The sequence below is a fragment of the Streptomyces sp. CA-142005 genome (genome assembly GCF_050942335.1).
In the GTDB taxonomy this organism is placed as follows: domain Bacteria; phylum Actinomycetota; class Actinomycetes; order Streptomycetales; family Streptomycetaceae; genus Streptomyces.
The window spans coordinates 9730981-9746349 of the sequence record NZ_CP192078.1 but is presented as its reverse complement, the minus strand read 5'-3'; the positions used below and the strand labels follow the sequence as shown (position 1 = coordinate 9746349).

13 protein-coding genes and 6 pseudogenes are annotated in these 15369 nt (G+C 68.5%); 5 read left to right on the top strand and 14 right to left on the bottom strand.

What is annotated here, in order from left to right:
* Window positions 1-29: 29 nt before the first annotated feature.
* From ACQPXS_RS45065 to ACQPXS_RS45055, 3 genes and pseudogenes are all read right to left on the bottom strand, one after another.
* Complete coding sequence (locus tag ACQPXS_RS45065) at window positions 30-944, bottom strand: hypothetical protein (RefSeq protein WP_433455231.1); 915 nt, start codon at window positions 942-944, stop codon at window positions 30-32.
* 118 nt (window positions 945-1062) lie between these two features.
* A pseudogene (locus ACQPXS_RS45060) lies at window positions 1063-1188 on the bottom strand (kinase); the annotation flags it as partial.
* Window positions 1189-1452: 264 nt separating this feature from the next.
* Window positions 1453-1791, bottom strand: a pseudogene (locus tag ACQPXS_RS45055) (CYTH domain-containing protein); the annotation flags it as partial.
* Between ACQPXS_RS45055 and ACQPXS_RS45050 the strand changes: the two are divergent.
* Window positions 1747-1878, top strand: a pseudogene (locus ACQPXS_RS45050) (DUF6192 family protein); the annotation flags it as partial. The pseudogenes ACQPXS_RS45055 and ACQPXS_RS45050 overlap by 45 nt on opposite strands.
* 456 nt (window positions 1879-2334) lie before the next feature.
* On the opposite strand, the gene ACQPXS_RS45045 reads toward ACQPXS_RS45050, so the two are convergent.
* Window positions 2335-2640: a DUF3759 domain-containing protein gene (locus ACQPXS_RS45045; protein ID WP_433455230.1), complete on the bottom strand. Its 306-nt coding sequence runs from the start codon at window positions 2638-2640 to the stop codon at window positions 2335-2337.
* Window positions 2641-2844: 204 nt separating this feature from the next.
* Here ACQPXS_RS45045 and ACQPXS_RS45040 point away from each other — a divergent pair, with 204 nt between their 5' ends.
* Window positions 2845-3153, top strand: coding sequence for a hypothetical protein (locus ACQPXS_RS45040; RefSeq protein ID WP_433455229.1), 309 nt, complete (start codon window positions 2845-2847; stop codon window positions 3151-3153).
* 674 nt (window positions 3154-3827) lie between these two features.
* Here ACQPXS_RS45040 and ACQPXS_RS45035 read toward each other — a convergent pair.
* Window positions 3828-4115 (bottom strand): annotated as a pseudogene (locus ACQPXS_RS45035) (NF041680 family putative transposase); the annotation flags it as partial.
* Between the two features lie 274 nt (window positions 4116-4389).
* Here ACQPXS_RS45035 and ACQPXS_RS45030 point away from each other — a divergent pair.
* On the top strand, window positions 4390-4590 hold the full coding sequence (locus ACQPXS_RS45030; RefSeq protein WP_433455228.1) for a cold-shock protein: 201 nt from the start codon (window positions 4390-4392) through the stop codon (window positions 4588-4590).
* A 204-nt stretch (window positions 4591-4794) separates the two neighbouring features.
* Here ACQPXS_RS45030 and ACQPXS_RS45025 read toward each other — a convergent pair whose 3' ends face one another.
* The 4 genes and pseudogenes from ACQPXS_RS45025 to ACQPXS_RS45010 form a co-directional block, all read right to left on the bottom strand.
* Window positions 4795-5190, bottom strand: coding sequence for a DUF2267 domain-containing protein (locus ACQPXS_RS45025; protein WP_399184097.1), 396 nt, complete (start codon window positions 5188-5190; stop codon window positions 4795-4797).
* 10 nt (window positions 5191-5200) lie between these two features.
* Window positions 5201-6349, bottom strand: a pseudogene (locus ACQPXS_RS45020) (SpoIIE family protein phosphatase); the annotation flags it as partial.
* A gap of 48 nt (window positions 6350-6397) precedes the next feature.
* Window positions 6398-6715: pseudogene (locus tag ACQPXS_RS45015) on the bottom strand (PAS domain-containing protein); the annotation flags it as partial.
* A gap of 6 nt (window positions 6716-6721) precedes the next feature.
* Window positions 6722-7168, bottom strand: a complete 447-nt coding sequence (locus ACQPXS_RS45010; RefSeq protein ID WP_433455227.1) for an STAS domain-containing protein — start codon at window positions 7166-7168, stop codon at window positions 6722-6724.
* A 220-nt stretch (window positions 7169-7388) separates the two neighbouring features.
* Between ACQPXS_RS45010 and ACQPXS_RS45005 the strand changes: the two genes are divergently transcribed.
* Entirely contained in the window at window positions 7389-8831 is a 1443-nt protein-coding gene (locus tag ACQPXS_RS45005) for a lipase maturation factor family protein (RefSeq protein WP_433455226.1), read from the top strand.
* Between the two features lie 45 nt (window positions 8832-8876).
* Here ACQPXS_RS45005 and ACQPXS_RS45000 read toward each other — a convergent pair whose 3' ends face one another.
* Together ACQPXS_RS45000 and groL are read right to left on the bottom strand one after the other, a co-directional pair.
* Window positions 8877-9089, bottom strand: coding sequence for a hypothetical protein (locus tag ACQPXS_RS45000; RefSeq protein ID WP_433455225.1), 213 nt, complete (start codon window positions 9087-9089; stop codon window positions 8877-8879).
* A gap of 240 nt (window positions 9090-9329) precedes the next feature.
* The gene (groL, locus tag ACQPXS_RS44995; RefSeq protein WP_433455224.1) at window positions 9330-10949 is read right to left on the bottom strand and encodes a chaperonin GroEL; all 1620 of its coding nucleotides are present in this window, start codon (window positions 10947-10949) and stop codon (window positions 9330-9332) included.
* Window positions 10950-11535: 586 nt separating this feature from the next.
* On the opposite strand from groL, the gene ACQPXS_RS44990 reads away from it, so the two are divergent.
* Window positions 11536-12344, top strand: a protein-coding gene (locus ACQPXS_RS44990; protein ID WP_433455223.1) for an IS5 family transposase whose coding sequence is annotated in 2 segments (ribosomal slippage) — window positions 11536-11883 and window positions 11886-12344 — 807 coding nt in all. Because the reading frame shifts where the segments join, the coding sequence is not laid out codon by codon here.
* A gap of 103 nt (window positions 12345-12447) precedes the next feature.
* Here the strand turns inward: ACQPXS_RS44990 and ACQPXS_RS44985 are convergent.
* From ACQPXS_RS44985 to grpE, 3 genes are all read right to left on the bottom strand, one after another.
* On the bottom strand, window positions 12448-13371 hold the full coding sequence (locus tag ACQPXS_RS44985) for a phosphotransferase family protein (protein WP_433455222.1): 924 nt from the start codon (window positions 13369-13371) through the stop codon (window positions 12448-12450).
* A gap of 973 nt (window positions 13372-14344) precedes the next feature.
* Window positions 14345-14737 (bottom strand): DUF2267 domain-containing protein, encoded by a 393-nt coding sequence (locus ACQPXS_RS44980; protein WP_433455221.1) that lies wholly within the window; start codon window positions 14735-14737, stop codon window positions 14345-14347.
* Window positions 14738-14821: 84 nt separating this feature from the next.
* Window positions 14822-15367: a nucleotide exchange factor GrpE gene (gene grpE / locus ACQPXS_RS44975; RefSeq protein ID WP_433455220.1), complete on the bottom strand. Its 546-nt coding sequence runs from the start codon at window positions 15365-15367 to the stop codon at window positions 14822-14824.
* Window positions 15368-15369: the final 2 nt, after the last annotated feature.

Genomic DNA, 15369 nt, shown 5'->3' with positions numbered 1-15369 from the left:
GTCGCGCGGCCGCATGACCTGTGCCCTCCTCACGGCAAGAAAATCAGGAGGATGGCGGTGTAGGAACTGGTGGCGAGGGTGGTGGCGTAGGCCTCCCATCGACGCGTGCCCCGCGATGGCACGCTTTCGGGATGCCGGGAACGCAGGGCGCTGAGAACCGTGGCAACGACCGTCAAGGCCAGACCGCTGAGAGTGATCGTGTTCGCCGCGGCGACATGTGCCGTCGGATGCAGCACCTTGGTGACTCGCAGGGCCGTGCCTGCCACGGCCGGGAGAATACCGATTGCTGAGACGCGGATCGCGGCCCTGTCCGCGTCGTGCTGCGAAGTGATCCACTCTGCGGATCTCCACTTCTCATAGCCGGGCATGTGCGCCGCCGGGTGAGTAGCCCAGCTGTCTCCCAGCGCAAGGGCGGTGAAGAAGACTCCGAGGGCTCCGGCTATACCTGTGATCACCTGCAGGAGGAGACGGGCGGGGGACAGCACGAGCGAGGCGAGCATTTCGAACGCCGCGACCACATCGACGAGTGCGATGACGACCGCAACAGCGGCGTACATCACCGCCGGCGTCAAGTTGGGCGTCAGGGCGCTTTCTCCACCGATGGCAGCCAGGGAGATCGCTCCGATAATGCTGCCGATGACGGTGACGACGAAAAGCCCTGTCGCAAACGCAGCGGCCTCACTGTGGCGCAGGGGGTCAGGGAGAGTTGTGAACACGACGACGACTGCGGCAACCGCCAGTGCGCCGAGTGTTCCGACAATGGGCGCGTAGCCGGCAGCGCCTTTGCGGGCGTCGTAGTGACCCTCAGGAGACTCGTGAGGTATCTCTGGCGTCGAGTTGAGCGTTGACGCAGTGGTGGCTTGCCGCACCGTAGTTTTGCTCGCCGCGAAGGCGATCAACCCGGAAACGGTTACGGCAGCGAAGATCCCTTTTTGATATTTCACATGCCCCCCTTGGCAATTACCCCAGAGGTTACTTGGATTCAGGGAAGCCGTGAAGATGAATGGACATGCGACGCTCCGAGCTTGCCTGTGAACCTCGAGACCCTTCGGAGCTTTCATTGTTGTCCTGACCGACCAGGGCCAGGCCGCGGCCGAACCTTTTGCGGAAGCCAGCCGCGACAGACGATTTGCCTGAGGCGCTGTTGCCGCGCAGCACGACCAGCCTGGTTTCTTCGGTGCCCACCATCACGCTTCTCACGCTCCCGACGGCCAGTGACGCCACAGCTGCGCGGCCAGCCGACCGTTTCGGCACCGTGACGACGCCGACCTGTTCGATGCCCTCTGCCGCGGCGTCTGGACACCATCTGGTCGGCGCGACCGGAGTTCGGTGCTGTCGGATTTCGACATTGGCAAGGGTGAGATCCCGGTAGGGCACATCGACGATGGGCAGGTCGGCCACGTCGAGTTCCTTCTCGACGCGTTCGACGCGCAGGACAGTCTGCGTCGCGTTGGCGTGGATGACCTCTGTCTCCACGAAGGTGCCGACGCCGGCCACCGTGTCGATGCTGACGGTGACGTCCGGGTGCAGCGCGTGGCGGTAGGTCTCGCGGTGCTTTTCCACGCGGACCAGCAGTCGCATGCCGATGTTCTCCAGCAGTTGGTCGGCGAGTGCGGCCTGGCTCGCCGAGTCGAGGTGGACGTTCGTCTCCGGCTTGGAGATCACGCTGTCCGCGCTGTGGGTGGCCACGGTGGACGGCGGCTTGTAAGTGATCTCTGCGAGGCCCGCACTTGAATGGTGAAAGCCATGTCCGAGGAGACCGAAAAGGTCGGAGACGTCAGCCAGTGCCACTTCGAACAGATCGTCGCCGAACTGCGGCAAGTCGTCGAACACAGACCCCGGGGCCAGTTCACCATCGGCGACCGCGCCCTGGAGATCTTTACCGACCGCAGGAGCTCATGAACCTGCTCTGAACTGCGACGATTCATAGACTACATGTCCGCGACGGCGAGTTGGAGGCGTTGTTGTCGCTCTGGGCCTGGTACAAGGGGCGCGCGCAACAGCGCAGCGTGTGAGGCCGCGCATCCGGCGGGCACAGGGCCTCTCCGCGCGCCGGGGCCGTGCGCCCTTTCCGATGAACCAAGGCCGCCGGATGGTGCGAAGTGTCGGGCTGTCAGGGGGCGTTGGCGGCACGGAAGGGAGCCGCACCCGGAGCCGTCAGCGTAGTCACCCCCTCGAGCAACGGCATCCGGCGCTTGCCGACCGCCGCTCTTCAGGCAGGACATGGCGAAGCCGGCGATGCTCCCTTCGGCCGAGGGACGGCCGAAGGGAGTGAGGGGCGTCAGGCGCCGGTGCTCGCGGCCTTCCGCACTGATGGTGCGCGAGCCGCCGCGGTCAGACGGTGACGAACTCGGGGGCGATCCGCGCTGCTGCGGCCGCCGCGTGACGCCTGACCTCCTCGTTGTCCAGGTGGTCCAGGCCGAGGTCGATCAGGAGCCGATCGGCCTGCTGGCGCGCCAGCGCCTCCAGGGTGTGGGGCAGACTCTGGCCGTCGATCGGCTGCCCGGACTCCTTCAGCTTCCGCGTGGCCTCCCAGGCAGCCGCGTGGCCGGCCTGTTCCTCGGTGACGAGACGGTCCAAACTGGAGCTGCCGTAGATGACGGTGTGCGCGTCCTTGTACTGCGTGATGCTTTGGGACACGGTTTCTCCTCGCATAAGGCCCGACCGGCTCTTGCATGCCGGTCGGCTACCGTCCCAGACAAACCCGACCCGCCCGGCCGCCGCCCGACAGCGACCCCCGAACGAGTTGCCTGGGGTGGAGGCGACGCGGGCCGCGACACAGGTAGCCGTGCGCCCGGGCGAGGCCCTTTGCCCAGCTCAGCTCGGAGCCAGCCGATCACGGTCTTGCATCGAAGGAATGACGAGCTCGCTCGCGGCGGTGGCCGGCTGGCGCGGCTCGTCGTTGGCCTGGGCATGAATGCCCTGAACGATCAGCTCACCGATGCGGCCTTTGCTCAGCTGGCCGGCGCCTGCTGGCTCGGCGACACGGGCCGGGACTACCGCTCAGGTCGCTTGGTGCCGGCTCCGCAGAACGGGCTGCGAGGCGACACGAAGCCTGATGTTGCCGACCGGCTGGCCAGGTGCCGGCTGGTCATGCTGCCAGTGGCAGTGCTCACCATCATCGCTGCACTCGTGGCGGCCGTGTACGCCTGAACGCGCCCGTTGCCCTTGCTGCCTCTCCAGGCTCATGCGTCACTCCGCTGGGCGAGGCAGCCGGTGAGGGTGAACAGGCTGTTGCTGGACCGTCTGTTCCGGTACGGGAAGTTGGGTCGGCGGGAACAGGAGATCTTCCAGAGCGGTCAGCGCGAACAACCCGAGGAGCACTACCTCCGGGAGGAGCAGAGCTATCACGATCACGACGCCTCCTCGCACATCAGCGATCACAGCTGTCGCATGGTGGCAACCTCGTCACGCTCACCATGCCGCCGAATGGGTTACGCCGCACACCGGCGCGGGGCACGCTTAGGCCGATTGGGTGATGGCTTGTCGTATGGATGCGCGACGGGGCAGCAGCGGCGACCCTGGCAGGGCAGGGCGGGTCCGGACGCCCACGACAGCCTGGAGCGTGCCGACCTTCCTGACGCCGGGTGCCGGTGGGCGCATGTCAGGCTGCCTCGGAAGGCTGGAACCCCGCCAGGGTTTTCCCTCCGGGTATCGGCACGCCGGGATGAGCGAGGACGGGCCGGAGGATGTGGTGACCGCAGCTCGGGTGGAGTGGCGGGGTGGTGGTCCGGGCGTTTTCGGAGTGCCGCAGCATGCGGAAGCCCACCTCACCTGGGCACTCATCACGCTGATGACCCGGAGGCTTGCCCGCAAGAGTCCCCGCACTACCTGGTCGTCACGGTTTTGCCCACGTCGTAGCGGGTGGTGCGCCGTTGGTTTTTCGAGCCGAGTAGCCTGCCGGGTCCGGGAGTTGAGGGTTTCGGCGCGCGGGCCGGGCAGTGCATGTGCGGACGGAAGTTCCGGAACCCCGGCGGACTCGGGCCGGGGTGAGCCGGCCGGGCTCGGCGGGCTTCTCCCATGGCCGCCGCAAGTCGGCGGCGGCCTCGCGCAGGAGGCGGATCTGGGTGGGCGATGATCAGCCAGGTCCAGCGCTCGCCGGCCTCGGGGATTCGACGTCCCCGGCGACGTCCTTCCCCCTACGAGCCGGAGTCGGCTGCACCACTCCATCGGCTGGTCCCGGCGGCAAGGCGTTCTCCACGACAGCGTGGCGCCTGCACGCTGCTTTCGACACAGGCCTTCACGGCGCGGCTGGTGGGTGGATGCGTGCCTCAGCCCGTCGGGGGCCGCCGACTCTCCGCCTTGCGTCCAGGCGTGTCGCCTACCGCTGAGAAGGAATGAGGCGAAAATGACGCCGCTGATACTGGTACGACACAGCAGGAGCAGGGCGTGGCGCAGGGCACGGTGAAGTGGTTCAACGCTGACAAGGGCTTTGGTTTCATTGAGCAGGACAGCGGTCCTGATCTCTTCGTCCACTACTCCGAGATCCAGGCCACCGGTTTTCGTAGCCTTGAGGAGGGCCAGCGGGTGGGATACGAGGTCACTCAGGGCCACAGGGGTCCCCAGGCCAGCGCGGTCATCGTCCTCTGACTTCCTCCCGACGTGCGCGGTTACTTCCGACGGCGCTGCTTCGGCGGGACTCTGGCGACGGCCACCTCGGCCCGCGGTGCCCGGATGCCGCTGACTGGTTGAGCAGGCGATTCAGACCTGCCGGCATCGCCGGAGCCGCCCCGACTCCGTTCCCCGCGTCTGTCGCTCCGGCGTCCACGGGTGCCGATTGACGACCGGTGGTGGTCAGCTCGGTCGCGGGTGTCCGAAGAGCAGGTCGTAGCCGGGCGGGAGCTGGAGCAGGATGCGGTTCATCAGGTCCTCGCCCGCGATGTCGGCCACGACGCTGAGTACGGCGCTGACGTCCCATGTGGCGGTCTTCTCCGTGGCGCCTTCGATCCAGGCCGCGGTCGCCCGGATGAACCTCTCCGGGGGCAGGGGTTCATGTGCCTGGAGCGGGTTGAGCAGGACGTACGCCAGCGTTTCCGGAAGCCGGGCGGCCAACTCGGCGCGCACCTCGCCCACCAGGTGAGCGCCCAGCAGGGCCAGCACGACCCGACAGGCCCGTTCCGCCTCCTGCTGCGACGGGTATTCTCCGCGTTCTTGGACTGCGGCGATGAAGGCGTCCCACTCGAGTCGCATGCTCTCCTCCTTAGGCGGCCGGCACCGGCGGATGCCCGCTGGCGTCCGTGTCCGGGGTGGTGGTGGCGTGCAGCGGATGTTCTTGTTCGGTCCAGATGGTCTTTCCGTTGGGTGTGGGGCGGGTGCCCCACCGGTCGGAGAACTGTCCGACGAGCAGCAGGCCACGGCCGCCCTCGTCCAGGGTGTGGGCGCGGCGCGAGTGGGGGGAGGTGCTGCTGGCGTCGGAGACCTCGCAGATCAGGCTGCCGTCGTGGATCAGGCGCAGCGCGATGGGGGCGCTGGCGTGGCGGATGGCATTGGTGACCAGTTCACTGACGAGCAGTTCGGTGGTGGGCACCGCATCGGACAGCCCCCACCGCCTGAGCTGGGCTGCGGCGTCGCGGCGGGCCTGTGCGACGGCGGCCGGGTCGGCGGGCACCTTCCAGGAGGCGACGTGCGCGGTGTCCAGCGCGTGGGTGCGGGCGATGAGGAGCGCCACGTCGTCGGCGTGGCCCTCGGGCAGCAGGGTCTGCAGGACGGTGTCGCACAGGGCGTCCAGGGAGGGCGCCGGCCGGTCGAGCGCCTCGCGCAGGGCTTTCATGCCCGCGTCGATGTCGCGGTCGCGCGTTTCGATCAGGCCGTCGCTGTACAGCGCGAGCAGGCTGCCTTCCGGCAGGGCGATGTCGACGGCGTCGAAGGGCGCGCCGCCCACTCCCAGCGGCGGTCCCGGTTCGACGTCGACGAAGGAGACGGTGCCATCTGGGGTGAGCACGGCGGGCGGCGGGTGGCCGGCGCTGGCCAGGGTGCAGTGGCAGGTGATCGGGTCGTACACCGCGTACAGGCAGGTCGCGCCGATCTCCCCGGCCGTCTCGGTGCCGTCCCTGACTTCGTCGAGGATGAGGTCGTCGAGGTCGGACAGCAGCTCGTCCGGGGGCAAGTCGACATCGGCGAGGGTGCGCGCCGCCGTGCGTAGCCGTCCCATGGCCGCGGAGGCGTTCAGGCCGTGGCCGACGACGTCGCCGACGACCAGTGCCATCCGTGCGCCGGACAGGGCGATGACGTCGAACCAGTCCCCGCCGACGCCAGCGTGGGGATCGGCGGGCAGGTAGCGGGCGGCTGTCTCCAGCGCCTGCTGGGCGGGGAGGTGGTGCTGCAGCAGGCCGCGCTGCAGCGCGAGGGCGGCGCCGTCGCTCTCCTGGGGCACGGACGCCTGCAGGAACCACTGCACCTCGCTCTTGCCGTTCAGCAGCGGGCATGCTCGTAGTTCGGCCTCGATGGTGCGGCCGGCCCGGTCGCGCAGCAGGACCCGGCCGATCCATGCCTGCCGGTCGGCCAGGTGCCGTCGTGCGGAGTCGGGCAGCCCGCCCTCGAGCAGTTCGGCGGCCGCGCGGCCCACGATGTCCTCGGGGCTGTAGCCCAGCAGGGCCTGGGCGCCGGGGCTCCAGGCGGTGACCGTTCCTCGGGCATCGACGGCGGCGGCCGCCAGCTCGGTGGCCGGGACGAAGCCATCCCCGCTGCTCGGGCGGAATCCGGCGTACCTGATCACCTCCGCTCACCCCCTGCTGTCCGCTTCGTGCTGGTCGCGGTTGCCGCCTGGTGCCGGAGTCACCGTGCCCGACGACCTGGCCGTTGGCGTGAGGGAAGAGGGCAGCGCCTCAGCCACGGTCGGGTGTACCGGTACGGCCTGCCGCAGGCCGATGACGTCGAGCACGTGCAGCAACGGTCCTTCCGGGCACACCAGATGGAGCTGGCCGCCATAGCAGGCGGCACGAAGGTGTGCACCGAACAGGGCGCCGAGCCCCATGGCGTCGCAGGCGGTCACGCGGGAGACGTCGATGACGAGCCGGGAGGGGTCGCTGCCGGGCATCGAGGTCACGAGCGTCAGACAGGCCCGCAGCTGTGCCCGCGTCGTCATGGACAGCTCTCCGGCCGCGTTCACGATCAGCCAGCCGCGCTCGGGGCGCCGGGACAGGGAAAGGGAGGCGTCACGCCGATCCACTCTGACCACCCCTTTCCGCAGTCCGGGTAGCCCCCAGCGGTACGACCGGCGCCTTCCGGTGGGCGCTGGCTGGGTCGGCTGCCCGGCCCTCCTCTCACATCGCCAACAAGTCGGAGCAATCTAGATATTTGTGATAATTAGATAGGCCATGAACGGGGTAAATGTCAAGATGACGAGAACAGGGTGTTAGCGCCAGGCGGATGTGCGGAGGCATGCCGTCATGGACTGGTTCACGGACCCTGACTACTGGCTGGGCCGGATGCTTTTCCAGCGCGGTCTGGCCGTGCTGTACTGCGTCGCGTTCGTCAGCTCGGCCCTGCAGTTCCGCGGGCTGATCGGGGAGCGGGGGTTGCTGCCGGTGCCGCGCTTCACCGCGCAGGTGGCGTTCAGGCGCGCTCCGAGTATCTTCCAGCTGCACTACTCGGACCGTTTCTTCGCCGCCATGGCCTGGACGGGCGCCGCGGGATCCGCCGCGGTGGCGGCGGGCGTGCCGGACCGGCTGCCGCTGTGGGCGGCGATGGTGATGTGGACGCTGCTATGGGCGCTGTACCTGTCCATCGTCAACGTCGGGCAGACCTGGTACGGGTTCATGTGGGAATACCTGCTGCTGGAGGCCGGATTCCTGGCGATCTTCCTCGGCAACGACGACGTCGCGCCGCCCGTGCTGGTGCGAGGGCTGCTGATCTGGCTGCTGTTCCGGCTTGAGTTCGGCGCCGGGCTGATCAAGCTGCGCGGCGATTCCTGCTGGCGGGATCTGACGTGCCTGTACTACCACCACGAGACCCAGCCGCTGCCCGGCCCGCTCAGCTGGTTCTTCCACCGCCTCCCCAAGCCCGTCCATCGCGTGGAGGCGGCGGCCAACCACGTCGCACAACTCCTCGTGCCCTTTGCCCTCTTCGCTCCGCAGCCGGCGGCGAGCATCGCCGCCGGCTTGGTGATCATCACCCAGCTGTGGCTGGTCGCGTCCGGCAACTTCGCCTGGCTGAACTGGCTGACGATCGTGCTGGCGCTGTCCGCGATCGGCGGCTCGCAGGTCACCGGCGCGCTGGGGCTGCCTCCTGCGCCGCGTTTCGCCGCCGCACCGGAGTGGTTCGAGGCCCTCGTGCTGGCTGTCGCCGCCCTGGTGGTGGTGCTCAGCTACTGGCCGGTGCGTAACCTGCTCTCCCGCAGCCAGGTCATGAACGCGTCCTTCACTCCGCTGCACCTGGTCAACACTTACGGCGCGTTCGGCAGCGTGGGCCGCACCCGGTACGAGCTGATCGTCGAGGGCACCGACGAGCCGGAGATCACCGAAGAGACCGTGTGGAAGGAGTACGTCTTCAAGGGCAAGCCGGGCGGCATGCGGCGGCTTCCGCCGCAGGTGGCCCCGTACCACCTCAGGCTGGACTGGCTGATGTGGTTCGCCGCGCTCTCCCCTGTGTACGCGGCCGGCTGGCTCCCCGCCTTGCTCCTCGCCCTCTTGGAGAACAACCCGGCCGTCCTGAGTTTGCTGCGCCGCAATCCCTTCCCGGGCTCGCCGCCTGCTTTCGTCCGGATCTGCCTGTACGAGTACCGGTTCACCAGCTGGTCGGAACTGCGCGCGAACGGTGCCTGGTGGAGCCGCACCTTCCTCGGCGAGTCCGTGCCGGCCGTCGCCAAGCGGCAACCGGTATCCAGCGCATGAGGCCCGGGTTCCGCAGGAGACTCGGCCTTGGCTCGGCTTTCAGGGTCATCCTGCGCAGCCGACGTCGAGGACTTCGATGACGTCGTCATGGGTGGTGGAGACAAGCCAGCACCATTCGCCGAACGCTGCGGCCAGACCGGAGACGTGGGCCTGCGCTGTCCCGGCAACGGCGTCGATGAGCGTAATGATCTCCTCGTGCCTGTCGTTCGGGACGCCGAACAACACGCCGGCAGCGGGTTGAACCACTTCGACTCTCATGTCGCCCCCTGCAGATGAACCGGAGCAGCGCTGGCGGCTCTCCTCTCCACCGGGCGTCTGGCCTACGGGCCACGATTCCTTCGGGCTCAGGAGAATGGCAACAGGCTGACCACACCTATTCCGGTCTGCTGCCGGTGCACGAGTCCCCCGGGGTTCCCATGCGCGCCGCCGGGCGGGCGCCGGCGGTCTGCTGTTGCGGCCACCCGCGCCCGCCTCGTTCCCTCTCCGGGCACGCGGCGCTCAGAATTCGGCGCCCGCCCCCGCGGCGGCCGGTTCCTTTTCCTCGGGCTTGTCGGCGATGACCGCCTCCGTGGTGAGGAACAGCGCGGCGATGGAAGCGGCGTTCTGCAGCGCGGAACGGGTCACCTTCGCCGGGTCGATGATGCCCGCGGCCAGCATGTCCACGTACTCACCAGTCGCGGCGTTCAGACCGTGACCGACGGGCAGCGTACGGACCTTCTCCACCACGACACCGCCCTCCAGGCCGGCGTTGCGGGCGATCTGCTGCAGCGGAGCGGTCAGCGCACGGCGGACCATCTCCGCACCGGTCCGCTCCTCGTCGTCCACCTCCAGCTTCTCGAACGCCTTCTCGGACGCCTGCAGCAGGGCCACGCCACCACCGGCGACGATGCCCTCCTCGACGGCCGCCTTCGCGTTGCGGACGGCGTCCTCGATGCGGTGCTTGCGCTCCTTGAGCTCCACCTCGGTGGCGGCGCCAGCCTTGATCACGGCCACACCGCCGGCGAGCTTGGCCAAGCGCTCCTGCAGCTTCTCGCGGTCGTAGTCGGAGTCCGAGCGCTCGATCTCGGCGCGGATCTGCTTGACCCGGCCCTCGATCGCGGCGGCGTCACCGGCGCCCTCCACGATGGTGGTGTCGTCCTTGGTGACGACCACCTTGCGGGCCCGGCCCAGGACGCCCAGGTCGGCGCTCTCCAGCTTCAGGCCGACCTCCTCGGACACGACCGTGGCACCGGTGAGCACGGCCATGTCGCCGAGCATCGCCTTGCGGCGGTCGCCGAAGCCCGGGGCCTTGACGGCGACGGACTTGAAGGTGCCGCGGATCTTGTTGACGACCAGGGTCGCCAACGCCTCGCCCTCCACGTCCTCGGCGATCACCAGCAGCGGCCGGCTCTCCCGCATCACCTGCTCCAGCAGCGGCAGCAGATCCTTCACCGCAGTGACCTTGGAGCCGACCAACAGGATGTACGGGTCCTCCAGGACCGCTTCCATGCGTTCGGCGTCGGTGACGAAGTACGGCGAGATGTAGCCCTTGTCGAAGCGCATACCCTCGGTGAGCTCCAGCTCCAGGCCGAAGGTGTTGGACTCCTCGACGGTGATGACGCCTTCCTTGCCGACCTTGTCCATGGCCTCGGCGATCAGCTCACCGATCGCCCGGTCCCCGCCCGCGGACACCGCGGCCGTGTTGGCGATCTCCTCCTTGGTCTCCAGCTCCTTGGCCTGCTCCAGCACGGCCGCGGATACGGCCTCGACGGCCTTCTCGATACCGCGCTTGAGAGCCATCGGGTTGGCACCGGCGGCGACGTTGCGCAGCCCTTCCTTGACCAGGGCCTGGGCGAGCACGGTCGCGGTGGTCGTACCGTCACCGGCGACGTCGTCCGTCTTCTTGGCGACTTCCTTGACCAGCTCGGCGCCGATCTTCTCGTACGGGTCCTGAAGCTCGATCTCCTTGGCGATGGAGACACCGTCGTTGGTGATCGTGGGGGCGCCCCACTTCTTGTCCAGGACCACGTTGCGGCCCTTGGGGCCGAGCGTCACCTTCACGGCGTCCGCGAGCTGGTTCATGCCGCGCTCCAGAGCGCGGCGTGCCTCCTCCTCATAAGCGATGATCTTCGCAGTCATCGGTACGGTCTCCTCCGCATCGAATCCTTGAGTCGATGACGGTGGCCCAGGGTGACGCCCGCGACGTTCACCCGCGCGCCGGAGGTTTCCCTCACGACCGCACGAGCACGTCACCCGACCCAGCCGTTAGCACTCTCACTGCGAGAGTGCTAATTCCTCGTTTAGCACTTCGGCCTGCTCGGGGGCAAGTGGCCGCCTCGGATGGCTGCGGCCGGTCAACGCCGTTGCGCATCCGAGAGGGACTGGCAGGGGTGCCGGGACGGAGCGGGTTCTCGGGGTGGAGCCGGTCCGGTGACCTCCAGGTGGCCGGGCGCAGCAGACGGTCGCCGAGGCGGTACGGTACGCGCCGCTGCGTGCCTACTGTTGCCGCAGGGTGTACTGCCTCCGCGGGGCGGCCGGAGCAGCGAGCACGCGATGCCGCCCCCGGGAAGCACGCCGCGACGCGGAGGCCACGGGGAAGTCTGCTGTCAAAACTGCTGACCCGAGCGCGCCCAGGCAGTGCGCCCGGGCCAGATAATCCCGCCAGACTCCTTCGGCGTTCCAAGACGCCATGTCACTTGGCGTGATCTTGCGGCAGTCTGGGGCGATGACTGCTGCGCTTGTCGAGCGGACGGCGCCGGAAGACCTGTGGACGTTGTTCCAGCGAGTGGTGCCGCCGGCGCCGGTCCGCCCGCAGGGTGGAGGGCATCGTCGGCGAGGGGACCGCGAGGTGCTGGCCGCGATCATCTTCGTGGCCACGTCGGGCTGGACCTGGAACCAGCTGCCGCCGGGCATCGGCCTGTCGGGAGTGACCGCGTTCCGGCGGTTCGCCGAGTGGACCGAGGCCCGGGTATGGGCCAAGCTCCACCGCCTGGTCCTGGACGAACTCGGAGCCCGGGGCGAGCTGGACTGGTCGCGGTGCGCGATCGACTCCGTCAGCGTACGGGCCCTCAAAGGGGGCAGCTGACGGGATCGAATCCGACCGACCGAGGCAAGAAAGGATCGAAAATCCACCTCATCGTCGACCGCCAGGGCCTGCCCTTGCCTATCGGCATCTCCGCCGCCAATCTTCATGACAGCCAGGCCCTCATCCCGCTGGTCCGCGGCATCCCACCCATCCGCTCCCGACGCGGTCCCCGACGCCGACGGCCCGGCAAGCTGCACGGGGACAAAGGCTACGACTACCGCCACCTGCGCCGATGGCTCGCTTCCCGCGGTATCCGGCACCGCCTGGCCCGCAAGGGCGTCGAGTCATCGCGACACCTGGGACGGCACCGATGGGTCGTAGAGCGGACCGTGTCCTGGCTGTCAGGCTGCCGAGGCCTGCACCGCGGCTACGAGCGCAAGCCGGAACACTTCCTCGCCTTCACAGCCATCGCCGCGATACTCATATGTCACCGCAGACTGGCCAAGTGAAGTGCCTCAAGGCCGAACTGTGCCGGATGACCAACTTCATCACCGAGGTCGTCGCCCCACACGCCGAGCGGACCCCCAAGAACGAGTGGGCCCGCCTCGCCTCTCACATTGTGCCGAACCATGCGTCTGCGAGTGAAGTCAGAGATCCTTCGGCAGGTGAGGGCAGTTCTCTCAGGTACCAGGGAAGGTGGCTGTACACGTGTAGCAACGTGAAGGCCATGAGTTCATGCGGCTCGAAGCTGCGGCCGTATGTCTCGGTGAGCCGAGACAACAGGGCTGGATCGCCGCAGGTGACGAACAGGCCGACACCAACGAAGTCGTAGGCGCGGTCACCGATCATCGCTGGTTCGAAGTCGAACAGACCGGTCAGACGCCATCCGTCGGGGTCGACCAGGAAGTGCTGCTGCATGACCTCGGTGTGCAACAGGGAAGGCTGTGGGGCTCGTGGCAATGGAACCGAAGCGAGGAAGTCCGGGATCTGCTCCAGCCAGGCCGCCGACAGTCCATGGGCGCGCTGCTGTTCCACTGCGCCGGCTCTCTGGCGGTCAAGAAAGTTGCCCCAGTCCTCGGGGCCGAGGACGTCCCGCAGTGGATCGGGGCTGAGGGAGTGCAACGACGCAAGGGTCTCACCGATCTCGGCGACGAGCCGGTCACGATGATTCCGGGGCACGTGCCCCCAGGAGTGGGCGAGGTTCTCGCCGCGGAGCCTGGACATCAGAACGTACTGCCAGCCGTTCTCGTATGAGCCGGAGGCCCGCACCACGGGTGTCGGCACCGGCAGTCGCCCCTGAACATGGGCAAGGACACGGCCCTCGGCCATTCCGTGCTGAGCAGCAGCTCCGGGGAAAAGCTTGAGCACGTGGTCGTCCCCCACCGCGTAGACCGGCTGGGACCCGTCAGGGAAGCGAACCAGTGAGGCGCCGGAGAGCCCGAGACGTGCACAGAGGTCTTCCGCCCCAGGACGCATCACGCTCTCATCGGGGACGACAGCGTCCCGCTCATCATCCGTGTCCACCACAGGCAGCATGTCCGGGACCGTAGGCCACTCCTGGCCAGGCGGCAACGGAGTATCGCCGGCACCGTGGCCGAAGACGCCGGACGCGACGCATCATCCGCCGAGAAGCCTCAGGTCGGCATCTCCCTTCCGCTGATACGCAGCCTGCCTCACATCCAGCGGGCCAGGAACCAGGCTGAATAGCGAATCGGCGACGGCGGCCCTCCTGACGCAAGATCACGCCAACTGAAATGGCGTCTAAACCGGCTTGATCCGTACCCTTCCACTGTGCCGGTCGGCCTGGACCGCGTAGCCGGCCTGCGTGAGGATCTCCCGTAACGCCTGGTGCAGCGCGGCCCGAATCCCCCGTACTCCGCGACCTGCCTGCCCACCGGGTCCAGCTCTTGTGCCGGCGGCCAGCCGACGACCACCGCGTCCTGCTCCTGGCGGACCCTCAATCCCGTACCTTCCCCGCGGCACTCGCCGCCGCAACGTCGAACCCCGCACTGGCGAGCGTGCGGCACGCCTCGGAGAACAGAACCTGCAGACCAGCCTGGCGTGCCGCCCGGATCGCCGCCGTGCGAGAGCATGTTGGGGATGCGTACGTGGCCGCTGGGCTGACGACCGCACCGGCAATATCAGCGGACATCAGCCCTGACGAGCAGCACGCCGCCCGCCCGGCTGCCCCGCCGACTGCTCGAGGAACGCTTCGTGTCGCCAGGTCACGTCGGCCGCCACCCTTCTTCTTCGGCCTCTGTGCTCCGGTGGGGCGCGGAGAGCGGGCGCGAGGGAGATCTGGTGCCCGTCCTCCGCCGCTGCTCGTCCCCGGCGGCCGGTCGGCCAGCCCGAGATCGCTCGCCTGGACCCGCTGACGGCGATCTTGCGAGGCTTGGCGCGCTCGGCGATCGGGATGCGCAGGCTGTGTTGGCCACTCCCTGGCCGAGCGGCGGTGGTGGTCTCCACGCCGACGGTGTGGCCGTATCCGGGGGTGCCCCGGATCCTGGTGTCAGCTGGCCAGGTCTGCTTTGCCGAACAGGACGGCGTAGCCGGAGGGGAGCTGGCTGATGATCTGGTTCAGCTCACCGCCGGAGACGGCGCCGGCCAGGGTGGTCAGGACCGCGCTGGCGTCCCACTCTGCCGTGCGGGGCCGGGCGCCGGTGCGCTCGGCGACCCGGCGGTAGAACTCCTCGATCCCGAAACTCTCGGCCTGCGCCTGCTTGGCCTCGGCCAGTGCCTGCCCGAGCGGTCCGGGCAGCTGGGAGGCAAGGTCGTCGACCTCGCCGGGGCTGATGCGCTGGGCCAGCACGCTCAGCACCGCGTCGGTGATCTTCGCGGCTTCGTCCTGGCTTTCGTATTCGCCGAGTTCGCGTACGCGAGCGAGGAACTCGTGGTGCTGCATCGTTTCGTCACCTCCGCTTGCCGGCAATCTCAGGGCATCCAATGCGATGCCCTCTTCCCCGGTACCCAGGTAGGGGCAAGCCTGTCAGCTCCGCGAGACGGGCAACGGCGGCTTGCCTGCCGGGGCGGATGCATCCCGTACGCCGCACTCCCGCCCCGGTGCGCTCCTCGCGGGCGGGGCCGGCCCGGTGACCTCCACGGTGGCCGGGCGCAGCAGGCTCTCGCCAAGACGGTAGCCGGGACGCAGGACCGCCGAGCACACCAGCCGTTCCGCATCGGGGACAACATGGTGCGTCAGAGCGTCGTGACAGGCGGGGTCGAACCGATCGCCCACCTCACCGAACGACGTGACGCCCAGCGAGCCGAGCTGCTCCGTGAGGCTGTCGGCGATGCCCCTCAGACCGGGCGTGAGCGGTTCGTTGGCACACGCCCGGTCGACGGCGTCCAGCACGGGCAGCAGCGCCTTGAGCACGTTGGCTACCGCGATCTCGCGCACGGCCAAGCGGTCCCGCCGCACCCGCTTGCGGTAGTTGTCGTACTCGGCCTTGATCCGCTGCAGGTCGGCGGTCCGCTCCTGAAGCAGGCGCCGCAGCTGCTCAAGTTCGGTGCTCTGCGGACCGCTCCCGGTCATCG

What these genes read in the sequence shown, in the direction of transcription:
- groL (WP_433455224.1), bottom strand. Translation starts at nt 10,949, where the DNA reads ATGACTGCGAAGATCATCGCTTATGAGGAGGAGGCACGCCGCGCTCTG.
- ACQPXS_RS44985 (WP_433455222.1), bottom strand. Translation starts at nt 13,371, where the DNA reads ATGCTGCCTGTGGTGGACACGGATGATGAGCGGGACGCTGTCGTCCCC.
- ACQPXS_RS44980 (WP_433455221.1), bottom strand. Translation starts at nt 14,737, where the DNA reads ATGCAGCACCACGAGTTCCTCGCTCGCGTACGCGAACTCGGCGAATAC.
- ACQPXS_RS45000 (WP_433455225.1), bottom strand. Translation starts at nt 9,089, where the DNA reads ATGAGAGTCGAAGTGGTTCAACCCGCTGCCGGCGTGTTGTTCGGCGTC.
- ACQPXS_RS45025 (WP_399184097.1), bottom strand. Translation starts at nt 5,190, where the DNA reads ATGCGACTCGAGTGGGACGCCTTCATCGCCGCAGTCCAAGAACGCGGA.
- grpE (WP_433455220.1), bottom strand. Translation starts at nt 15,367, where the DNA reads ATGACCGGGAGCGGTCCGCAGAGCACCGAACTTGAGCAGCTGCGGCGC.
- ACQPXS_RS45005 (WP_433455226.1), top strand. Translation starts at nt 7,389, where the DNA reads ATGGACTGGTTCACGGACCCTGACTACTGGCTGGGCCGGATGCTTTTC.